Annotated in this window: 22 protein-coding genes and 1 tRNA gene; 12 read left to right on the forward strand and 11 right to left on the reverse strand. The window is 71.1% G+C overall.

The features are described 5' to 3' along the window. Nucleotides 1-2 precede the first annotated feature (2 nt). The 3 genes from ACIOMQ_RS26050 to ACIOMQ_RS26060 all read left to right on the forward strand — a co-directional run bounded on the left by ACIOMQ_RS26050 (nt 3) and on the right by ACIOMQ_RS26060 (nt 2,072). Nucleotides 3-614 (forward strand): GNAT family protein, encoded by a 612-nt coding sequence (locus ACIOMQ_RS26050; protein ID WP_362199655.1) that lies wholly within the window; start codon nt 3-5, stop codon nt 612-614. A gap of 158 nt (nt 615-772) precedes the next feature. Next, the gene (glpR, locus tag ACIOMQ_RS26055; RefSeq protein WP_362199658.1) at nt 773-1,903 is read left to right on the forward strand and encodes a gephyrin-like molybdotransferase receptor GlpR; all 1,131 of its coding nucleotides are present in this window, start codon (nt 773-775) and stop codon (nt 1,901-1,903) included. A gap of 95 nt (nt 1,904-1,998) precedes the next feature. After that, nucleotides 1,999-2,072: transfer RNA gene (locus ACIOMQ_RS26060), tRNA-Ala, on the forward strand. Nucleotides 2,073-2,593: 521 nt separating this feature from the next. Here the strand turns inward: ACIOMQ_RS26060 and ACIOMQ_RS26065 are convergent. The 3 genes from ACIOMQ_RS26065 to ACIOMQ_RS26075 form a co-directional block, all read right to left on the reverse strand. After that, the gene (locus tag ACIOMQ_RS26065; protein ID WP_402190581.1) at nt 2,594-3,520 is read right to left on the reverse strand and encodes an NADP-dependent oxidoreductase; all 927 of its coding nucleotides are present in this window, start codon (nt 3,518-3,520) and stop codon (nt 2,594-2,596) included. Between the two features lie 69 nt (nt 3,521-3,589). After that, nucleotides 3,590-4,714 (reverse strand): NAD(P)/FAD-dependent oxidoreductase, encoded by a 1,125-nt coding sequence (locus ACIOMQ_RS26070; protein WP_362199664.1) that lies wholly within the window; start codon nt 4,712-4,714, stop codon nt 3,590-3,592. A 93-nt stretch (nt 4,715-4,807) separates the two neighbouring features. Next, nucleotides 4,808-5,701 (reverse strand): NADP-dependent oxidoreductase, encoded by an 894-nt coding sequence (locus tag ACIOMQ_RS26075; protein ID WP_362199667.1) that lies wholly within the window; start codon nt 5,699-5,701, stop codon nt 4,808-4,810. Nucleotides 5,702-5,772: 71 nt separating this feature from the next. Between ACIOMQ_RS26075 and ACIOMQ_RS26080 the strand changes: the two genes are divergently transcribed. Continuing rightward, nucleotides 5,773-6,342 carry a helix-turn-helix domain-containing protein gene (locus ACIOMQ_RS26080; RefSeq protein WP_362199670.1) on the forward strand — a complete coding sequence of 190 codons (570 nt, stop codon included), beginning with the start codon at nt 5,773-5,775 and terminating at the stop codon, nt 6,340-6,342. A 357-nt stretch (nt 6,343-6,699) separates the two neighbouring features. Next, nucleotides 6,700-7,485 carry an SAM-dependent methyltransferase gene (locus tag ACIOMQ_RS26085; protein ID WP_401266416.1) on the forward strand — a complete coding sequence of 262 codons (786 nt, stop codon included), beginning with the start codon at nt 6,700-6,702 and terminating at the stop codon, nt 7,483-7,485. Between the two features lie 60 nt (nt 7,486-7,545). Here ACIOMQ_RS26085 and ACIOMQ_RS26090 read toward each other — a convergent pair whose 3' ends face one another. Beyond that, complete coding sequence (locus tag ACIOMQ_RS26090; RefSeq protein ID WP_362199682.1) at nt 7,546-8,028, reverse strand: GNAT family N-acetyltransferase; 483 nt, start codon at nt 8,026-8,028, stop codon at nt 7,546-7,548. 50 nt (nt 8,029-8,078) lie between these two features. Here ACIOMQ_RS26090 and ACIOMQ_RS26095 point away from each other — a divergent pair, with 50 nt between their 5' ends. Beyond that, entirely contained in the window at nt 8,079-8,894 is an 816-nt protein-coding gene (locus tag ACIOMQ_RS26095; protein ID WP_362199685.1) for an exodeoxyribonuclease III, read from the forward strand. A 34-nt stretch (nt 8,895-8,928) separates the two neighbouring features. Here ACIOMQ_RS26095 and ACIOMQ_RS26100 read toward each other — a convergent pair whose 3' ends face one another. Beyond that, a complete protein-coding gene (locus ACIOMQ_RS26100; RefSeq protein WP_362200007.1) occupies nt 8,929-9,588 on the reverse strand; it encodes a MerR family transcriptional regulator in 660 nt (219 codons plus the stop codon). A 168-nt stretch (nt 9,589-9,756) separates the two neighbouring features. Between ACIOMQ_RS26100 and ACIOMQ_RS26105 the strand changes: the two genes are divergently transcribed. The 4 genes from ACIOMQ_RS26105 to ACIOMQ_RS26120 all read left to right on the forward strand — a co-directional run bounded on the left by ACIOMQ_RS26105 (nt 9,757) and on the right by ACIOMQ_RS26120 (nt 13,577). Further along, on the forward strand, nt 9,757-11,280 hold the full coding sequence (locus tag ACIOMQ_RS26105; RefSeq protein WP_402190584.1) for a flavin-containing monooxygenase: 1,524 nt from the start codon (nt 9,757-9,759) through the stop codon (nt 11,278-11,280). Then, on the forward strand, nt 11,277-12,335 hold the full coding sequence (locus tag ACIOMQ_RS26110) for an alpha/beta fold hydrolase (protein ID WP_401987014.1): 1,059 nt from the start codon (nt 11,277-11,279) through the stop codon (nt 12,333-12,335). The genes ACIOMQ_RS26105 and ACIOMQ_RS26110 overlap by 4 nt, the downstream gene beginning before the upstream one ends. Then, nucleotides 12,332-13,225, forward strand: coding sequence for an SDR family oxidoreductase (locus ACIOMQ_RS26115; protein ID WP_362199694.1), 894 nt, complete (start codon nt 12,332-12,334; stop codon nt 13,223-13,225). The genes ACIOMQ_RS26110 and ACIOMQ_RS26115 overlap by 4 nt, the downstream gene beginning before the upstream one ends. A gap of 85 nt (nt 13,226-13,310) precedes the next feature. Then, nucleotides 13,311-13,577, forward strand: a complete 267-nt coding sequence (locus tag ACIOMQ_RS26120; RefSeq protein WP_362199697.1) for a hypothetical protein — start codon at nt 13,311-13,313, stop codon at nt 13,575-13,577. A 116-nt stretch (nt 13,578-13,693) separates the two neighbouring features. On the opposite strand, the gene ACIOMQ_RS26125 is transcribed toward ACIOMQ_RS26120, so the two are convergent. The 4 genes from ACIOMQ_RS26125 to ACIOMQ_RS26140 form a co-directional block, all read right to left on the reverse strand. Further along, nucleotides 13,694-14,728 (reverse strand): threonine/serine dehydratase, encoded by a 1,035-nt coding sequence (locus tag ACIOMQ_RS26125; protein WP_401266425.1) that lies wholly within the window; start codon nt 14,726-14,728, stop codon nt 13,694-13,696. 235 nt (nt 14,729-14,963) lie between these two features. Further along, nucleotides 14,964-15,365 (reverse strand): hypothetical protein, encoded by a 402-nt coding sequence (locus ACIOMQ_RS26130; protein WP_362199703.1) that lies wholly within the window; start codon nt 15,363-15,365, stop codon nt 14,964-14,966. Nucleotides 15,366-15,546: 181 nt separating this feature from the next. Then, nucleotides 15,547-15,750 (reverse strand): DUF397 domain-containing protein, encoded by a 204-nt coding sequence (locus ACIOMQ_RS26135; RefSeq protein WP_401942699.1) that lies wholly within the window; start codon nt 15,748-15,750, stop codon nt 15,547-15,549. Further along, complete coding sequence (locus ACIOMQ_RS26140; RefSeq protein ID WP_401942702.1) at nt 15,707-16,585, reverse strand: helix-turn-helix domain-containing protein; 879 nt, start codon at nt 16,583-16,585, stop codon at nt 15,707-15,709. The genes ACIOMQ_RS26135 and ACIOMQ_RS26140 overlap by 44 nt, the downstream gene beginning before the upstream one ends. 117 nt (nt 16,586-16,702) lie before the next feature. Between ACIOMQ_RS26140 and ACIOMQ_RS26145 the strand changes: the two genes are divergently transcribed. Then, a complete protein-coding gene (locus ACIOMQ_RS26145; protein ID WP_362199712.1) occupies nt 16,703-16,951 on the forward strand; it encodes a hypothetical protein in 249 nt (82 codons plus the stop codon). Then, nucleotides 16,948-17,427 carry an ATP-binding protein gene (locus ACIOMQ_RS26150; RefSeq protein WP_401266437.1) on the forward strand — a complete coding sequence of 160 codons (480 nt, stop codon included), beginning with the start codon at nt 16,948-16,950 and terminating at the stop codon, nt 17,425-17,427. The genes ACIOMQ_RS26145 and ACIOMQ_RS26150 overlap by 4 nt, the downstream gene beginning before the upstream one ends. A 133-nt stretch (nt 17,428-17,560) precedes the next feature. On the opposite strand, the gene ACIOMQ_RS26155 is transcribed toward ACIOMQ_RS26150, so the two are convergent. Continuing rightward, the gene (locus ACIOMQ_RS26155; protein ID WP_401266440.1) at nt 17,561-18,457 is read right to left on the reverse strand and encodes an RNA polymerase sigma-70 factor; all 897 of its coding nucleotides are present in this window, start codon (nt 18,455-18,457) and stop codon (nt 17,561-17,563) included. 162 nt (nt 18,458-18,619) lie between these two features. Then, nucleotides 18,620-19,819 (reverse strand): NAD(P)/FAD-dependent oxidoreductase, encoded by a 1,200-nt coding sequence (locus tag ACIOMQ_RS26160; protein ID WP_402190589.1) that lies wholly within the window; start codon nt 19,817-19,819, stop codon nt 18,620-18,622. Between the last annotated feature and the right edge of the window lie 82 nt (nt 19,820-19,901).

The raw sequence follows: 19,901 nt of genomic DNA on the forward strand, positions 1-19,901 counted from the left end.
CGGTGGTCCTCACGGACGGAGAGGTCACCCTCCGTCCGGTGAAACTGCGCGACCAGCGCATGTGGCGCGAGGTCAACCGGCGCAACCGCGACTGGCTGCGCCCCTGGGAGGCGACCGTGCCGCCGCCCGCACCGGGCGGCCCGGTGGCCCAGCGCCCCACCTACCGTCAGATGGTCCGGCATCTGCGCTCCGAGGCCAACGCGGGCCGGATGCTGCCCTTCGCCATCGAGTACGAGGGCCGCCTGGTCGGCCAGCTGACGGTCGCCGGGATCACCTGGGGCTCGATGTGCTCGGGCCACGTCGGCTACTGGGTCGACCAGGACGTGGCGGGCCGCGGTGTGATGCCGACCGCGGTCGCCCTCGCGGTCGACCACTGCTTCCAAAGGGTCGGACTGCACCGCATCGAGGTGTGCATCCGGCCGGAGAACGGGCCCAGCAGAAGGGTTGTCGAGAAACTGGGATTCCGCGAGGAGGGCCTGCGTCCGCGCTATCTCCACATCGACGGTGCCTGGCGGGACCATCTGATCTACGCGCTCACCGCGGAGGAAGTGCCCGACGGGCTGCTCCGGCGCTGGCACCGGGCACGACCCGGAACACCACGGGAAATAAAATAAGTGTTCGATATCGATCGGCATATGACCGCAAACGGACGCGCAAACACGCACTGCCGGTCTGAACAATCACAAAAAAAGTCCTTGAGATCAGCCGGATCGTGCGACACACCGGGCCAATTGGCGGATGCCCCCGTGCAAACCCCTCTACGGTGTGAGACGTGAGCAGCAGCGGCCTCATCTACGCAGTCATCGTCGGGGCCTGGGCCGCCTACTTGGTGCCGATGTGGCTCCGCAGGCAGGACGAGCTCAACGAAGCCCGTCCGACGGAACGCTTCAGCACCGCCATCCGGCTGCTGTCCGGACGGGCGGCGATGGAGCGCCGGTACGCCAAGGAGTTGCGGGAGCGCACCGCAGAGGAGGCCGGGCCCGACGCCGACCCGGACGTCGCCACGGACCGATTGGATTCCGTGGACGTCCGGGCCTTCGCCGCGCCTCCGGCGCATACCGAAGCCCGGATGCACGACCCGGTACGCACGCCCGAGCGCGCGGACCGCGAGCGTCCCGAACCCGCGGCCGGTTCCGCGCGGCGCGCGCGCCCGCGCTCCGGCGGGGCGGACGCCGAGCGCGTGCGGCGCGCCCAGCGCCTCCAGGTCCTGGCGCGCCGCCGGCGCACCACCGTCGTCCTCTTCCTCGCCTTCACCCTCGGCGCGGTCGTCGCGGCGGTCGGCGGCCTCGGCTTCCTGTGGGCGCCCGCGGTTCCGGCGGTGCTGCTGAGCGCGTACATCGTGCACCTGCGGTCCCAGGAGCGACGCCGGTTCGCCTTCACCATGGACCGGCGGCGGGCCGAGGTGGCGGCGCAGCGTCTGCGCGAGAACCGTCCCCGCAGGCACCAGCCGGCCGCGTCGGCGCCCGCCGAGGCCGACGAGGAGCCCGAAGCGCGCCACCCCGAGCCGGAGCCCGCCCCCGCGGTCTCCCCGCAGGAGGCCGGCCGCCGCGCCCTGGTCGAGCAGACGGACCACGCGGAGTGGGTCGACCAGCAGCGCGAACGCGGCCGGGTGCAGGGCGACAGCTGGGAGCCGGTCCCGGTCCCGCTGCCGACGTACGTCACCGCCCCGGTCGCCCCGCGCGCCACGGGCGGCGTCGAGGTCGGCAACCCGGAGACCTGGAGCGCGGCCCGCTCCAGCACCGCCGAGCCCACCCAGACGGGCACCTCGCACCCCGCGGCGCCTCCCGTCGACCCGGCGCCGCGCCAGCGCACCAACCAGTCCCGCCGCACCCGCGACCGCGGCCGGACGCCGCTCTTCGACCAGTACGAGGACGGGGAACGCCCCCGTGCCGCCAACGAGTGAGCCTTCGGCCCCTGCGGCGAGGCCGACTCGGCTGACCAGCAAGGACCGGATTTCCGAGCACCCCCGTGGGGGTGCTAGAGTTTCACTCGTTGCAAGGGCCTGTGGCGCAGTCTGGTAGCGCACCTCGTTCGCATCGAGGGGGTCTGGGGTTCAAATCCCCACAGGTCCACCGCAAGGCCGTTCACGAGTTAGCTCGTAAGCGGTTTACGAAATCCCGTCCGATCATTTTGATCGGGCGGGATTTCGTCGTTTCCGGGCTCGTCGGGAGGTCTGGGTGCGCAGGTCGGGGCGGATGTACGTGTGCCTTACTGCCTGTTGGGTGGGCGTGGGCATGGCTGTGCACGCCGAGCTGCGGGGAGTTCGGCGTGCGCGGGTGGGCTGGGGTTGTCGTACGGAGCCGGGTTCAGTGGGTACGCGGGGGCGGGTGGCGCCCGTTGCTTGCTTCGGGCAGGGCGGTGCTCGGGGTGCTGAGCGGTGGCAGGGGCCGGTGGTTTCGAAGTCGGTGTCGGTGAGTTCGTCCGGGCCGGCGCGTTCGGTGGGCCAGGTCTCCAAGACGGCCAGGTTGGCGACGGTGAGCATGACCGCGAGGAGGAAGGTCCGGGCAGCCTGACCCGGGCCGGGCCGGTGCTTGGGGTTGCCGATGTCAAGCGTCCCGCTCTTGAAGCGCCCGCCCGACCAGGCCCACGGCTGTCAGGGCACGGTGATGACGATCTTGCCGCGCGCATGGCCGGTGGCGCTGACGTCGTGAGCCGCGGCGGCCTCCTTCAGCGGGAACACGGCGTGCAGCGGGACGGTGAGGCGGTCTTGGTCGGCGAGATCGGCCGCCAGTGGCAGCCCTGCCCAGCCCGGCGACTTCCCTGCTTCGGAGCGGGAGAACCGCACTCCGAGTCGGTCGGCGTCGAAGTCCGCGATGGTCACCACGCGATGCGGATCGCCGGCGATGGCCACCAGTTCGGCCAGAGAGCCCTTACCGGCCGCGTCCAGAACCACGTCGACGCCGCGCGGAGCCAGTGGGGCAAGGCGATCGGCCAGCCCCGCCCCGTAGGTGACCGGTACGACGCCGAGCCGGTCGAGGAAGCCGTGGTTGCCTTCGCTCGCGGTGCCGATCACGGTGAGGCCGCGGGCCCGGGCGAGTTGTGCGGTGATGGTGCCGACGCCTCCGGCGGCACCCTCGATCAGCAAAGTCATGCCCTCGGCGGCTTCCAGGGCCTCCAGTACCCGCGTGGCCGTGTCGATGTTGCCTGCGGCGCCGCCCGCTTCCTCGAAGGACCACGACCGGGGCTTGGGTGCCCATGCCTCCAACACGGCGTACTGGGCTGCAGCGCCTCCCTGATCTGCGAAGGGGACGAGGCCGAAGACCTCGTCTCCCACGGCGGTGCCGGTCACCCCCTCTCCCACCTCGTCGACTATTCCGGCGGCATCCATGCCGGGGATGTGGGGGAAGTCCAGGGTGGCGATGTCCCGCAGCATCCCTGAACGCAGGTACCGGTCAACCGGGGTGACGCCGGTGGCACGCACCGCGATGCGGACCTGCCCGGGCCCGGCGTGCGGCTCTTCGACCTCCTCCATGCAGAGGACTTCGGAACCGCCGTAGCGGTGGTATTGCATAGCAAACACGGACAACCTCCGTACGCGTAGTAAGTCGTTCAGCAGGAGAGCTTGCAGTCGCTCACCTCTGCGGGACTGTCAGATTCCCGCTGGTTCCCGTTCGGTGAAGAACTTGATCACCTCCTGGGACGTGGGGTTGTGGGCGACTGCGGCGGCGGCCGCGGCGCTGCGGGGGAACAGCTCTCGTTCGTACTCGGTGAGGGCGGTTTCGATGTCATCGGGGTGTGCGGCGAGGGCCTTGCCGAGTTCGGCGCCGTCTTGCATGGCCAGGTTGGCGCCCTCGCCGTTGGGGGTCGAGAGGTGGGCGGCGTCGCCGAGGAGGGTCACTCCCGGCACCCGGTCCCAGCGGTGCCCGACCGGCAGGGCGTGCAGGGGGCGCAGGACCGGCGCGGTCTCGCCGGCGGTGATCAGGGCGGTGAGTTCCGGTGCCCAGCCGTCGTACTCCTCCGCGATCCGCGCGGCGGCTGCGGCGGCATCGGTGAAATCGATGGTCGCGAACCAGTCTTGCGGCTTGGTCAGCGTGATGTAGGTGTGGAGGGTCCCGTCCTTCTCCCGGTGCGCCACGAACCACTTCCCGTTTCCGTCCGGGTCGAGCGCGACAAGCGTTCCGTCGCCGACCGCTTTCGCGGTGGCCGGGTATCGGGTGTCGGCGTCGTGCAGGTGGGTCTCGACGAAGGACCGGCCGACGTATGCGGGCGTGGTGTCGCAGAGCAGCGGTCGCACTTGTGACCATGCACCGTCCGCGCCGACGAGCAGGCTCGTGGCGACGGCGGTGCCACCTGCGAAGGTCACCTCGTGGCGGCCCTCGTTGAGGGTGCGGACGCCGGTGGCCTTGTGGCCCCATCGGACGGTGCCGGCGGGGAGTGCGTCGAGCAGGATCTGTCGCAGTTCGCCGCGCTGTACCTCGGGGCTTTCGCCCGTGCCGTCGTCGGCCTTGTCGAACAGGACGGTCCCGTCTCGGCCGAGGAGCCGTATCGCTTGGCGGCCCTCCAGGACGATGCTGCGGAACTCGTCCGTCAGACCGGCAGCCTTGAGGGCGAGTTGGCCGTTGCGGTCGTGGATGTCGAGCATCCCGCCCTGCGAACGCGCCGTCGGGGAGGACTCCGCCTCGTAGACCGTGACGGGGATGCCGTGGAGGTGCAGGACGCGGGCCAGGACGAGGCCGCCGAGTCCGGCGCCGATGATCGTGACAGGAGTGTGCATGGGGCTCCTTGTGTGTCGCACACCGGGTGGGTCTGGGCAGGATCGCTGGAAGGAAGGCGGCTTGCCGGGCTGTGCAACCGGGCAGGAAACGGCTCAGACGACGATGACCCGGCGCCCGCGCGTGTGACCGGCCCGGCTGTCGATGTGCGCGGCCGCGGCCTCGGCGAGCGGGTACGACTTCTCGACCGGGATGTGGAGCTTTCCCCGCGCGATGAGGCCGGCGGCCTCGGCGAGGGCTTCCGGTACGTTCCCGGTCACGCCGGAGTACCGGACACCGTGTTCCGGCGCGCCGAGATCGGCGATGGAGATCACCTTCTGCGGGTTCCCGGTCAGCTCGACGAGCGCGCGGATCACGCCGGAGCCGGCCAGATCGAGCGCTGCGTCGACATGGCCGAGCTGCCGCACCCGCTCGGCCCAGCCCTCGCCGTATGTCGTGGCGAGGGCGCCCAGGCTGCGCAGGTAGTCCTGGTTCGCGGCCCCGGCCGTGCCGATCACTGTGATGCCGCGGTCGCGGGCAATCTGCAGCACCGCTGAGCCGACTCCGCCGGACGCTCCGCTGACCAGCAGCGTCTGGCCGGGCTGCACACCGGCCTGGCGGATGATGCGCAGCGCGGTCTCCACCACGGAGGGGTATCCGGCCGCTTCTTCGAAGGTCAGCCCCTCGGGCATTCGGGCCCAGGCCGACAGCACGGCGAACTCGGCATAGGTGCTCGAGCCTCGCCCGAACACGTGGTCGCCGACCTCGACTCCTTCGGCGCCCTCGCCGGCCTCGTCCACCACCCCGGAGGCGTCCTGCCCGACACCGGCGGGCAGGACGACCGGGCGGACCTTCTGGAACTGGCCTTCACGGATTCTCCAGTCGACGGGGTTCACGCCCGCCGCCCGCACGGCGATGCGTATCTGGCCGGGGCCCGCGTGGGGCTCCTCGGCGTCTTCGAGGTGGAGAACGTCGGGACCGCCGAACTCGGCGAAGCTCACTCTCTTCATGCAGCCGACCGTAACACTAACGGTTATTGTTTAGAAACAGTTACACCTTTGGATTTGCTAGTGTCAGCGACATGACCGAGCCGCCCGGACGCCGTGAGCGCAAGAAGGCCGCGACCCGACAGAAGATCGCCGACACCGCCCTGCGGCTCTTCCTGGATCGCGGGTACGACGCGGTGGGCATTCGCGATGTGGCCGCCGAGGCCGACGTGGCCGTCACCACGCTCTTCTCCCACTTCGCCTCGAAAGAGGCCCTGGTGTTCGAGCAGGACGACAACTTCGAGCAACGCCTCACGCAGGCGGTCACCAACCGCGCACCGCACGAACCGCTCATCCCCGCACTGCGCCGCGAGATCCAGGAGATGGTCCGGCACTGCACGGCGGACGGCACCGTCCCGGTCTACCGCATGATCGACGAGTCACGTGCCCTGCGGGAGTACGAGGAGTCGATGCGGCTGCGTCATGCGGAGTCGCTGGCAACGGCCATCGCTGCCGATCCCGGCCTGTCGCAGACCACAACGGCCTGCCGGACGATCGCGAGGTTCGTGATCGACGCCTATTCGCTGGCCCGTGAGGCGGACGATCCGCAGGCCGCGGTGGACGAGATCTTCCAGATGATCGAGGCGGCCTGGGAAGTCACCTGACCTACCACTCTGCGAGCATCGCCTGCGAGGCCGGGCCCACCCTGGCGGCAGGCTCAAGGACGTCAGGATCTCCTGCAGAGCAACTACTTCGGCGGGGCCGGCGCAGGGTGCCCGGCCGGCTGCCCGGGGAACGGCACGGCCAAGGACCTACTGGCCGAAGACCGGCAGCAGTCGTGCGCGGCTACCGCGGCTACCGCGGCTACCGCGGCGCCCGGGGCGCCCGGGGCCCGGCGGTGTCGGCGGGGCCAACTACGCTGGTGGCGCCCACCCGTTTCCATGGGTCCTGCCGGGGGTGTTCCCCTGTCGGGCGGAGTTCTTCTCAGCTGCTCGTGATTTCCCCGTACGGAGGAGGGGCCTGTGACGGCCGGAATGCCCAAGCCACAGATCGACACCAGCAAGCCCCACCCCGCGCGCGTCTACGACTGGCTCCTGGGTGGCAAGGACAACTACCCGGTCGACCAGCAGGTGGGGGAGAAGCTGCCCGAGGAGGCGCGGGGCAACGCGGCGCGGAACCGGGCGTTCATGCACCGGGCCTCCGCCTGGCTGGCACGGGGCGGGATCGACCAGTTCCTCGACATCGGCACCGGCATCCCCACGGCGCCCAATCTGCACCAGGTCGTCCAGGCGATCACGCCGACCGCCCGGGTCGTCTACGCGGACAACGACCCGATCGTCCTGCGCCACGCGGAAGCGCTGCTGATCAGCAGCCCGGAAGGGGTCACCGACTACCTCCACGCGGATGTGCGCGAGCCGTCGGCGATCCTCGAACGCGCCCGTGAGCTGCTGGACTTCAGCAGGCCGGTCGCGCTGTCCCTGATCGCCCTCATGCACTTCATGCCCGACGACCAGGATCCGTACGGCATCACCCGCACCCTGGTCGACGCCCTGCCCGCGGGCAGCTTCCTGGTGCTCTCGCACGGCACGGCCGACCAGCATCCGGAGCTGCGGCAGGAGACCGAGACCGCGTACAAGAAGGGGGCCATCCCGCTGCGGATGCGCACCCGGAGCGAGGTCGAGCCCTTCTTCGACGGCCTGGACCTCGTCGAGCCCGGGTTGGTGTACGCCCCGGAGTGGTACCAGGAGGAGCCCGCGCCGGCGCAGGAGCGCAGCGGTTTCTACGTGGGCGTCGGGCGGGTGCGCTGATACGTGGGTGCCGGGCGGGTGCGCTGAGCGCGGTCCGAGACCCGGGAGCGTCCGGGTCCGCTACCGCAGCGGCTTCGCGAAGCAGCGGCTGCTCTCGTACGTGCGGTAGTGGCCGAACTTCCGGCACAGGGTGTAGCCGCTGGAGGTGTACAGCGCGATGGCCTCGGGCTGCTGGTCCCCGGTCTCCAGCACCATCCGGCTGCGGCCCGCCGCCCGCGCGTCCGCTTCCAGGGCGGCCAGGATGCGGCGCGCCAGCCCGTTGCCACGGCCCTCGGGTATCACGAACATCCGCTTGAGCTCGGCGTCGCCGTCGGAGTAGCCCTGGTCGTTCCGCTCCTGGGAGCGCCACCCTCCGGTGGCGACGGGGCGGCCCTGCGCGTCGTAGGCGAGGAGGTACAGACCGTTCGGCGGCTCGAACATCGAGGCGTCGAGCGGTGTGACATCGCCCTCGTCGTCGCCGTACCGGGCCGCGTATTCGAGCTGGACCTGGGCGTTGAGTCTGACGGCATCGGGGTGGTCGAAGGGGCGAGGGTGGATATTCATGCAGAACATGGTACATGTATGCAGATACCGAGTGTCGGTATCGTGCCGGAATGCTCACTGTGACCACCGTCAATGTAAACGGGCTCCGCGCCGCGGCCAAGAAGGGCTTCGTCGAGTGGCTGGCCCGGACCGAAGCCGATGTGATCTGCCTGCAGGAGGTGCGGGCCGAGCCGCAGCAGCTGCCCGCCGGGGTGGGTGACCCCGAGGGCTGGCACACCGTGCACGCTCCGGCCGCCGCCAAGGGGCGGGCCGGGGTCTCCCTCTACACCCGGCGTGCGCCGGAGCGCGTGCAGATCGGGTTCGGCGGCTTCGGGGACGCCGGGGCCGAGGAGTTCGATGCGAGCGGCCGCTACGTCGAGGTCGACCTGCCCGGTGTCACGGTCGCGAGCCTGTACCTGCCCTCCGGTGAGGTCGGCACGGAGAAGCAGGAGGAGAAGGAGCGGTTCATGGCCGCGTTCCTCCCGTATCTGAAGGGCCTCAAGGCGCGGGCCGCGGCGGCCGGCCGGGAGGTCGTGGTCTGCGGCGACTGGAACATCGCCCACCAGGAGGCCGACCTGAAGAACTGGAGGGGCAACAAGAAGAACTCCGGCTTCCTCCCCGAGGAGCGGGAGTGGCTGACCCGGGTCTTCGGCGAGGCCGCGTACGTCGATGTCGTACGGGCGTTGCATCCGGAGGAGGAAGGGCCGTACTCGTGGTGGTCCTACCGCGGGCGGGCCTTCGACAACGACACGGGCTGGCGGATCGACTACCAGGTGGCGACGCCGGGGCTGGCCGCCCGTGCGGTGAAGGGCTGGGTCGAGCGGGCCGCGACGCACGGCGAGCGGTGGAGCGACCACGCGCCGGTGACGGTGGTCTTCGACCTGTAGGTCTCCGGGGGTGCGGAGCCCGGGGCCCGCTCCGTCAGGGGGCCGGCGGGCGGGTGGTGTCCTCGCGGCGCAGGCGGCGGTCCAGGGCCATGGAGAGTTCGGCGTCCACCACCGCGCGGGCCAGCGGGCGGAGTTGGGGCGGTTCGGGTTCGTCGCCGCGGGCATCTTCGTCGCTGTGGGCTTCGAGAACACTCACGAAGAGTTCGGCGAGCGCGTCCGCGTGCTCGCGGACGCGGCGGCCGGTCGAGAGCACCGTCGCGAGCGGCACCCCTTCCCGTACCAGCTCCGCCGAGACCTCCAGGAGGCGGCGGCTGATGTGGACGATCTCGTCGCCGTCGGTGGCCAGATAGCCCAGGTCGAGGGCGGCGGCCAGGTTCTCCGGGGTGACCTCGCCCTCGAAGTGGTCCGCGAGCTGTTCGGGGGTGAGGCGGACCGGGGTCTCCTCGGTCGGCCCGCCCAGGCCCAGCACCTCGGCGACGTCGCGCCCGCTCTCGAAGGTGCGGGCGAGATCGGCGATGCCGGTCAGGGTGTGGCCGCGCTCCAGCAGGCCCGCGATGGTGCGCAGCCGGGCCAGGTGGTGGTCGTCGTACCAGGCGATGCGCCCCTCGCGGCGGGGCGGCGAGATCAGGCCGCGCTCCCGGTAGAAGCGCACGGTCCGTACGGGGATGCCGGCCTCCTCGGCCAGCTCCTCCATCCGGTATTCGCGGTGCTCGCGTCCTTCAGCCACACCCGCACCCTATGTCGTACCGTCGGTAACTTTCCCTCGTCGCACCCCTACCCATCAGTACGGAGCTGCTCTACCCTCCCAACAATGCCAGTGATTGCTGGCGGAGTCGTGTGACGTACCGCGGGAGGCGGCAGCATGGCCCAGCACGAGCACGTACGAGTGGCGGTGATCGGATCCGGATTCGGGGGCCTCGGGGCCGCGGTCCGGCTGCGCCGCGAAGGCATCACGGACTTCGTCGTCCTGGAGCGGGCCGGCTCCGTCGGCGGCACCTGGCGCGACAACAGCTACCCGGGCTGCGCCTGCGACGTACCGTCCCACCTCTACTCGTTCTCGTTCGCCCCCAACCCCGAGTGGCCGCGCACCTTCTCCGGGCAGGAGCACATCCGCGCCTACCTGGAGCACGTCGCGGACACCTTCGGGCTGCGCCCGCACATCAGGCTCAACCATGAAGTCATGAGAATGAGCTGGGACCGCGACGCGCTCCACTGGGTCATCGAAACCGGCAACGGGGCCACGTTCACCGCCGACGTCGTCGTCTCCGCGACCGGCCCGCTCTCCGACCCGAGGACGCCGGACATCCCCGGTCTCGACAGCTTCCCCGGCAAGGTCTTCCACTCGGCCCGCTGGGACCACGACTACGACCTGACCGGCAAACGCGTCGCGATGATCGGCACCGGCGCCTCCGCCATCCAGATCGTCCCCGCGATCCAGCCGAAGACCGGCAGGCTGACGCTCTTCCAGCGCACCCCGCCCTGGGTCATGCCCCGCATGGACCGCAGGATCAGCGGCGCCGAGCGCTGGCTGCACCGCACACTCCCCATCACCGGCACGGCGCGCCGCGGACTGCTCTGGGGCATAAGGGAGTTGCAGGTAAGCGCCTTCACCAAGCGCCCCGACGAACTGGGCCTGGTCGAGAAGATAGCCAAGTCCAGCATGGCCCGGTCCATCAAGGACCCGGCGCTGCGCGCCAAGCTGACCCCCTCGTACCGCATCGGCTGCAAGCGCATCCTGCTCTCCAACGCCTACTACCCGGCGCTCGCCCAGCCCAATGTGGATGTGGTCGCCTCCGGTCTGGCCGAGGTGCGCGGCTCCACGGTCGTCGCCTCCGACGGCACGGAGGCCGAGGTCGACGCCATCATCTTCGGCACCGGCTTCCACGTGACCGACATGCCGATCGCCGACCGGGTGGTGGGCGCGGAAGGCATCACGCTCGCCGAGTCCTGGAAGGACGGCATGCAGTCGCTGCGCGGCGCCGGCGCGGCCGGATTCCCCAACTGGATGACGATCATCGGCCCCAACACGGGTCTCGGGAACTCCTCGATGATCCTGATGATCGAGTCCCAGCTGAACTACATGGCCGACTACCTGCGCCAGTTGAACGTGCTGGGCGGCCGCGTCGCACTCGACGCGCGCCCCTCGGCGGTCGGCGCCTGGAACCGCCGCGTCCAGGAACGGATGAAGCGCACCGTGTGGAACACCGGCGGCTGCACCAGCTGGTACCTGGACGCCAACGGCCGCAACACCACCGTCTGGCCGGGCACCACCGCCGAATTCCGCAAGGCGACGCGGTCGGTCGACCTCACGGAGTACGAGGTCGTGCGGATACCGAAGCGGGCCGCCGCCCCCGAGCGGCCCGTCGCCGAGGAGGTCGTGGGATGAGCCGGCTGCTGCGGCGGTACGACGCCCCGCCGGTCCCGGCGCGCGAACTGACCGCGCTCTCGGCGGACGGCGCCCGGATCCATGTCGAGGTGCACGGGCGGGACGGCGCCCCCGCGGTGGTCCTGTCGCACGGCTGGACGTGCAGCACCCACTTCTGGGCCGCGCAGGTCCGGGACCTGGCGGCGGACCACCGGGTCGTCGTCTACGACCAGCGGGGCCACGGCCGTTCGCCCGCGGTCGGCCGTGAGGGGTACAGCACGGACGCCCTCGCCGACGACCTCGAAGCGGTGCTGGCCGCCACCCTCGAACCGGGTGAGCGGGCCGTGCTCGCCGGTCACTCCATGGGGGGCATGACGATGATGGCCGCCTCGCGGCGGGCCGGGCTGCGCGCGCACGCGGCCGCCGTCCTGCTGTGCAGCACCGGAAGTTCGCGGCTGATCGACGAGTCGCTGGTGGTGCCGCTGCGGGCCGGGGCGGTCCGGACCCGGGCGACCCGCGCGCTCCTCGGGTCGCGCGCCCCGCTCGGGCCGGTCACACCGGTCTCCAGGCGGATACTCAAGTACGGCACGATGGGGGCGGGTTCGGCCCCGGAACGGGTCGAGACCTGCGCCCGGATCGTGCACGCGTGCCCGCGGGCGGCCAGGGTCGCCTGGGGCCACGTCCTCGCGGAGCTCGATCTCGATGCGGGGGTACGGGAGTTGCGGGTGCCCACCGCGGTGATCGCGGGTACGGAGGACCGGCTGACGCCGCCCGTGCACGCCCGTGCTCTCGCGGCGGCGCTCCCCGACTGCCTGGGCGTCACCGAACTGGCGGGCATGGGGCACATGACACCGGTGGAGGCGCCGGAGGCGGTCACCGCGAAGATCCGCGAGCTCGTCGCCGCGTACGTTCCGGCGGGCGGCGCGGGCCGTGCGGATGGCGTGGGCGGTACGGGCGGTACGGGCGGTACGGGCAGTGCGGGCGGTACGGACAGTACGGGCGGTACGGGCGGTACGGGCGGCGTGGGCCGTGCGGATGGTACGGACGGTACGGCGGAGAAGGAGGAGGTCGCATGAGTGACTGGCGGAGTCTCGAAGGACAGGTCGTCGTCGTCACGGGAGCGGCGCGCGGCGTGGGTGAACTGCTGGCGCGCAAGCTCTCGGCGCGCGGCGCGAAGCTCGCGCTGGTCGGCCTGGAGCCGGACGAGCTGAAGAAGGTCTCCGAGCGGCTGCACGCGGAGAGCGACCACTGGTACGCGGACGTCACGGACCACGCGGCGATGGCGCGCGTCGCCGAGGAGGTCAAGCAGCGGTTCGGCAAGGTCGACGTCGTCGTCGCCAACGCCGGAGTCGCGTCCGGCGGTCTGTTCATCGACTCCGACCCGGACGAGTGGCGGCGGGTCATCGAGGTCAATCTGATCGGCGGGGCGGTGACGGGGCGGGCGTTCCTGCCGGTGCTCATGGAGAGCCGCGGGTACTTCCTGCAGATCGCCTCGCTCGCGGCGCTGACGCCGGCGCCGATGATGACCGCGTACTGCGCGTCCAAGTCGGGCGTGGAGGCGTTCGCGCACAGCCTGCGGGCCGAGGTCGGCTACCGCGGGGTGAAGGTCGGGGTCGGCTATCTGTCCTGGACCGACACCGACATGGTGCGGGGTGCCGACCAGGACGACGTCATGCGGGAACTGCGGCAGCGGCTGCCCTGGCCGTCGAACCGCACCTATCCGCTGGGTCCGGCGGTCGACCGGATCGTGGCCGGTATCGAGCGGCGGTCCGCGCATGTGTACGCGCAGTGGTGGCTGCGCGGGATGCAGTCCGTACGGGGCTGCCTCCCCGCCGTGATCGGGGTCGTCGGCCAGCGGGAGATGCGGAGATTCGGGGCGCGGCTGGAGGGCGTGAGCAGGGGACTCGTGGGCGCCGGAGGCGCCGCGGACCAGGACGCGAGGGCGGTGGGTACGCAGCGTAAGTGATCGAAATGCGGTGAATGTCGGGGCGTGTAACTCTGGTCGAGGTCCTTACGGACCGTCCCCCACGCACCCACTAGGAGTGAACAGCATGGGTATCGCAGACCAGTTCAAGGACAAGGCGCAGGAGCTCGCCGACCAGGCGAAGAAGAAGGCGAACGAGGGCCACGAGGGCCGCGAGGGCCGCGGCGAGGCTCGGAGCCAGGGCCGCGAGGGCCACGAGGGCCGCGGCGGGGCTCGGAACCAGGGTCGGGAGCGGGCGCAGGGCGCGTCCGAGCGGATCTCGAAGACGTCGCAGCAGGGCCGCGGCCGGGTCCAGGACGCTGCGGACGACATGCGCGAGCGTCGCGACCGCTGACGCGACGCGTTGCACGGCACTGTGCGTTGTCTGTGAGGGGCGTGCCCGGGACTCCGGGCGCGCCCTTCGCGCGTGGCGCGGATCCAGGCTTCCGCGGCCGGGCCGACGACCGGGTATCAGCTCCCGGCCGGGTGCACCAGGTCGCTCGGGTCGGTGTTCGCCCCGCACAGCACGACGGCGATGCGCTCACCACTGCGCGGCCGGTAGCCGTGGCCCGGGGCCGACGACCCGTTCGGAAGGTCCGGAGCGGTGAGTGCGGCCAGCGCGGTGGCGGCGGCGTGCTCGACGGCGACGCGATGGTGGTCCCACAACTCCTGGCGTGCGCGGACGATTTCGCCGTCCGGTACGAGGACGGAGCGGACATCGTCCTGGCGTGCTGCGTGCAGGGCCAAGGGGGTGGCACGGCGGGCGCCGAGGGCGTCGATGGCGACCGAGTCGACGGGGACGTCGACCGGCTGACCGGCCTCGATGGCGGCGTTCAGCGCACGGCAGTTCTCCGGCTCGACGGCGACCGTGCGGATTCCGTGGTGCCGGGCGGCGGTGGCGACACCGGCGAACAGGCCGCCGCCGCCGACCGAGACCACCACGGTGTCCAGACCGGGGATCCGGGCGTGGATCTCCTCCAGCAGAGTGCCCGCCCCGGCGGCGATCAGCGGGTGATCGTAGGCGTGCGCGGCGAGTGCGCCGGACCGGAGGGCGAACTCCTCGCACGCTTCGAGCGCTTCGGCGTACTCCGCGCCGACCACCCGCACGTCCGCCCCGAACTCACGGAGCTTGGCCACCTTCACCGCCGGGGCGACGGTCGGCAGGAACACCGTGGCCCGCACGCCCTGCTGCCGGGCAGCCCACGCGCAGGCCAGCCCGGCGTTGCCGCCGGAGGCGATGGTCACCCCCGCGTCCGGCAGGGTTCCGGCCTCGCGGTGGGCCTGGATGAAGTTCTGCGCGCCGCGCGCCTTGAAGGACCCGGTGTGCTGCATGAACTCCAGGGCGAACCAGACCTCGCAGGGCTGCTCCTCGGAGCGCTCGTCGGGGGAGCCGCCGTGCGCCGTACGGATCGTTCCCGGGTCGGCGGGAGCGACGGCGACCGGGCGGACGTGCCCGGTGATCCGGTCGGTGGCGGCCTTGATGTCGTCGTACGTGAGCTGCTGCACTTCGTTGCTCCTGCCGGGAGAGGCGACGGCGGGCGATGAGCCGGGCCGGATCGGTACGGGTCAGGAAGAACGCGCAGACGATCACCGCCCGTCCGCGTTCTGCCCCTCGCGTGCTGGAAAACCTACCGATCCGGCGAAGCCGTGTCAGTCTCCCCGTGACCTGCACGGCGCCTCGGCCACTGCGACGCAGGGTCTCAGGACCGGGGCGCTGATGTGCGCCCGGTGCCCGCTCGGCTCAGGACGGGTCGGGAAGGTGGGACCAGCCGGTCCAGTTGCCCCCGTTGTCACGACAGTCTGCCCACAACCAGCCGTCGGATCCCTTGGCGACGAGGCAGAAGAGGTAGGGGTACACCTCCTGCGTGCGGATGGCGGCCGCGCTGTACCACTCTCCGCCCATGGACGTCCACGAGGTCCAACCCCCGGAGGAGTTTGTCCAGCGCGTCCACACGGCCCGGTCGGTACCGATCCCGAATTCCTGCTTCGTGCCGTCGGGGAGCGTCGTGGCGCTCATGGCGTACTCGCAAATGAAGGTGCCGCCACCCACGTTGCAGTAGCTGGTCGCCTGCGCCGGGGTGGCTGCCACGGTCATACCCGCAACGACAGCGGCCGTGAGGAGGGCGGCCTTGATTCTCTTCATCCTGAATCCCTTTGTTCGCTCGAACGCCACGTTGGTGAGCCGGGCCCGGCCCGGCCGTGAAACGGCCGGGCCTGTCGGCGCCCTTACTCTTCAGCTCACCGCTGACGTCCTGCTCACGTTCCGCTTACGCCCACGAACTGCGGCTGCCCGCCCAGAGGTTCGTCGGGGCGTTCGCGGCGGGTCAGGATGTTTTGACGGCCTCGACGAACGGCGTCCAGGCGGACGCGGGAACGACGAGCACCGGGCCCTCGGGGCGCTTGGAGTCGCGAACGGGGACGATGCCGGGGTGGCCGTCCGCGACTTCGAGGCAGTCGCCGCCGGAGGAATTGCTGTGGCTGCTCCTATGCCAGATCGCGGTGCTCAAGTCGATTGGGGTGCACGCCATTTCGGTAGTCCTCTGCCGCTTTCTCGATCATTGCGAGGGACACCTCCGGCGGCAAGGCGGTGGCCCTCAGCAGATCGTACGACCTCCGATACTGCTTCACGAGGCTCGGATCATCGGCGGTAACTCCGTGGTGCTGGCCCTCCGTGTAGGCGAATGGGGGAGCGTCCGCGAAGTCCAGAACCAAGGAGTTGCCCTGCATGAGGGGGTGCGCTCCCGCGTTCCACGGAATGATCTGCGTAAAGATCCGGCCGCGCCTGGTGAGCTCGGCGATGTGGTCGAGCTGCTCGGCCATCTGCTGCGGCGGCAGGATCGGCAGACGCAGTAGGGACTCACTCAGGATGTTCCAGTACTGCGGGGTCCGGTGGCTTCGCTCGAAGAGCTGCGCCCGCTCCAGCCGCGCACTGACCTTCACTTCGGTCTCTTCCTGAAGCTCCGGAAGCCGCTCGGCGCAGATTACGGCTTCCGCGTACGACTTCGTCTGGAGCAGGCCGGGGAAGACCGTCGGAGACCACTGCTCGATGGTCTCGGCACGCTTCTCCGCGTCCAGCACGCGTTCGAAGTACTCCGCGTGCCCCTTGCGTCGGGCCTTCCGTACGTCCTCGCACCGCCGACCGAAGAACCCGTCCGTCGCCAGCACCCGGTCCACGTGCTGGGCCAAATCCTTCGGCATCCGCCGGTGACCGTGCTCGATCTCGCTCAGGTACGTGATGCCGTAGAAGCTGCCGTCCACCAGCTTCTCCAGGGTCAGCCCCGCCTCCTCCCGTTTGAAGCGGAGTTCCTTGCCGTAGAACTGCGGGACACCCGCCGAGCCGTCGATCTCCTTGCGTGTGGCCACCCTTGACCGCCTTTCGCGCTGTGCGTTGTGGAGCGGGAAACGCTTTCAAGGTAGAGCCCCGTGCGGCACCGTGTGAGGCGTTCGTCACAGTAAGCAACGAAAGGTGGACGGCCCCTCATGGACGACACGCATCCCACGACCCGCACCCCTCACACGTATGACTCACCCCCCTACGACATCGGCGCGGACGTCGACGCACTCCGCGCCGCGCTCACCGCGCACGGCATCACCCTGCCGTCGCTCGGCGTCGATCCGCTGACCTTTGCCGCGTGGACGACCCGGCCGCCGCTCGTCGCGCTCGGCAACTGCAACGCGGCCACCGCGCGTCGGCTGGCCGAGGTGCTGCACGCGGCGGCCGGTGGATGACCCCGCTGCCGCTCACGGTGGACCTGCTCGCCGTGCCGAAGGCCGTACCGGAGATGCGGGACACCCTGCGCGAGCGGTGCGGGGGTGCGGACTCGCCCGATCTGCTGCTCTGCGTCAGTGAGTTGCTGACCAACGTCATCGTGCATCTCGGTGAGGGGACGCCGGTCACGCTCAGGGTCGCCGGTACGCGCTCTGGCCGCATCCGCGTCGAGGTGAGCGATCCCGGGCCCGGTCTCTGGCCGGTTCCCCGAACCGCGGGGGGCCGCGACGAGTCGGGGCGTGGGCTCGCGCTCGTGGAGGCGCTGGCGTCGCGATGGGGCGTGGAGCAAGGGGTGCACAGGAAGACGGTCTGGTGCGAGCTGCCGGTGCCCGCGGGGTGGGGCCGGGCGGTGGACGAGCCGGTCGCCGTCGGCCCCGGTGGACCGGGAACAGCAGCCGTCCCGGGTGCGCCGCCCCGGGACGGCGTGGACGGGTGAGGCGAGGAGCACTGCCGCACGGCCGGCCCGGACCGCACCGGTCGGCCCCGCGGCACCCCGGGCAAGCGCGAGGGCGGTGATCGGAACGCGTGGACGGCCCCGGCCGGGTGGGGCCGACGCGCACCACCGGTATTCATCGCAGGGTGAGCGGGGTCTCGGATTCCACGCGGGTCAGCTTCTCCGGGTTGCGGACGTAGTAGAGGCCGACGATGCGCGCGTCCTCGACACGGATCGCCAGGACGCCGTCGATCTCACCGTCCAGACGCAGGACGAGGGCCGGATTGCCGTTGACCACGGTGGGGCCGACGGTGAGCGCGCCTTCGGCCTTGCCGGAGCCGCCGACGATGAAACGGGCCACCTTGTCGGCGCCGATGACCGGCCGCCGCGCGGCCTGTTTGACGCCGCCGCCGTCGCTCATCAGGACGACCTCGGGGGCGAGCACGTCGAGAAGGCTCTGGAGGTCCCCGGTTTCGAGCGCGCGCCGGAACGACTCCAGGGCTGCCCGGGTCTCGCTCGGGGAGACCGCCGTGCGAGGGCGGCGGGCATCGACGTGCCGGCGGGCGCGGTGCGCGATCTGGCGGACGGCCGCGGGGCTCTTGTCGACGGCGGCCGCGATCTCGTCGTAACCGACGTCGAAGGCCTCGCGCAGCACGAAGACGGCGCGCTCCGTCGGCGACAGCGTTTCGAGGACGAGCATCAGCGCCATCGACACACTCTCGGCGAGTTCGACGTCCTCGGCCACGTCCGGTGCCGTGAGTACCGGCTCGGGCAGCCAGGGGCCGACGTACGCCTCCTTGCGGCGCGTCATCGTGCGCAGCCGGTTGAGCGACTGCCGGGTCGTGATCCGGACCAGGTAGGCGCGCCGGTCGCGCACCTGCTCCAGGTCGACCTCGACCCACCGCAGCCAGGTCTCCTGAAGGACGTCCTCCGCGTCGGCCGCCGATCCGAGCATCTCGTACGCGACGGTGAAGAGCAGATTGCGGTGGGCGACGAAAGCCTCGGTCGCCTGATCGGTGGCGTGGTCGCTCATGTCCCGGCCTCTCTCCTTCACGGTCGGCCCTGGCTGCCGAAGGTCTTCACGCGTGCGTCCACAGCAAGGTCCTCTTTCCTCCGTCGACGGCCGGCCGATGACCGGCGACCGGCCGCCGGTGACAGGCGGCCGGTCCACCGGTGCGTGGCCCACCGGACGGCCTCATGCTGCCCGTTCGGCGGTGGCCGGTGCCGTGCCGCGCTTGTCCCGCAGCAGCTGTCGGCGCTTGTCGTCCTTGGCCCACCAGGTGCGCGCACCCGGCTTGCGTGCCTCGTACGACAGCTGCCAGACGGTGCCCTTGCAAATGAATTCCTTGAGCTTCGCGCCCGCGTGCCCGCCGAGGTGGTACCGCTTGGCGGTGTCGTCCTTGCTGGTGAGCTGAAGGACGCCGCTGCGCCGCCCCAGGCTGATGCACTGGGCGACGAACCCCACGTCGACGGGCGCGGGCAGCTTGCCCGCGAGCCGGCTGAGTACGGTCTCGGCGGCCTGCGGGCCCAGCTGGACCGCGGCCTGACAGCTCATCCGGAACGGCAGGTCCGACGGTGCCGCCGAATCACCGGCCGCGACGATGCGCGCGTCGTCCACGCTCGTCAACGTCTCGTCCGTGAGGAGGCGGCCCAGGGCGTCGGTGCTCAGCCCGCTGCGGGCGGCCAGGTCCGGCACGCCGAATCCGGCGGTCCAGACGGTGACCCTGCTCGGGAGTTCGCGGCCGTCGTCGAGCCGCACGGCATCGCGGGTCACCGCCGCCACCCTCGCCCCGGGGCCTTCGAGCACGGTCACACCGAGCCCGGCGAGCCGTCTGGCGACCGAGCGGCGGCCCCGGGGGTGCAGGGACGGGCCGAGCACCTCGCCGCAGACCAGGGTCACGGCGCGGCCCCCCTCCGCCAGCTCGGCGGCGGTCTCGATGCCGGTCGCACCGGCGCCGACCACCGTCACCGCGGCCGTCGCGGGCGCGGCGTCGACGACCGGCCGCAGCCGCTCCGCCTCCTCCAGACCGGCGATCGGGTAGGCGAACTCCGCCGCTCCGGGCACGCCCGGGTGGGCGCTGCCGCTGCCCACCGCGTAGACCAGGTAGTCGTAGCCGACCGTGCCGCCGGTCGCCAACGCCACGCTGCGCCCGGCCGCGTCGATCCGGGTCACGGTGTCGACCACCAGCCGGACGCCCTTGCGCAGGACGTCTCCGTAGTCGACGACCGCGTTGTGGGACCCGCCCACCAGTTGGTGCAGACGGATCCGCTCGACGAAGGCCGGGCGCGGGTTGATCAGCGTCACTGTCACGTCGTCGCGCTGCGTCAGGCGGTTGGCGGCCATGACTCCGGCGTAACCTCCGCCGATCACGACCACATCGGTGTTCTGGCTCACGGTGTCTCCTTCGTTGCCGGGCTTCGGCATCAAGACACCGCGTGCGGGATTGTTGTGACAGCGCGTGAGGCAGATCACTCGG

Source organism: Streptomyces sp. NPDC087845, assembly GCF_044742755.1.
Taxonomy (GTDB): Bacteria; Actinomycetota; Actinomycetes; order Streptomycetales; family Streptomycetaceae; genus Streptomyces.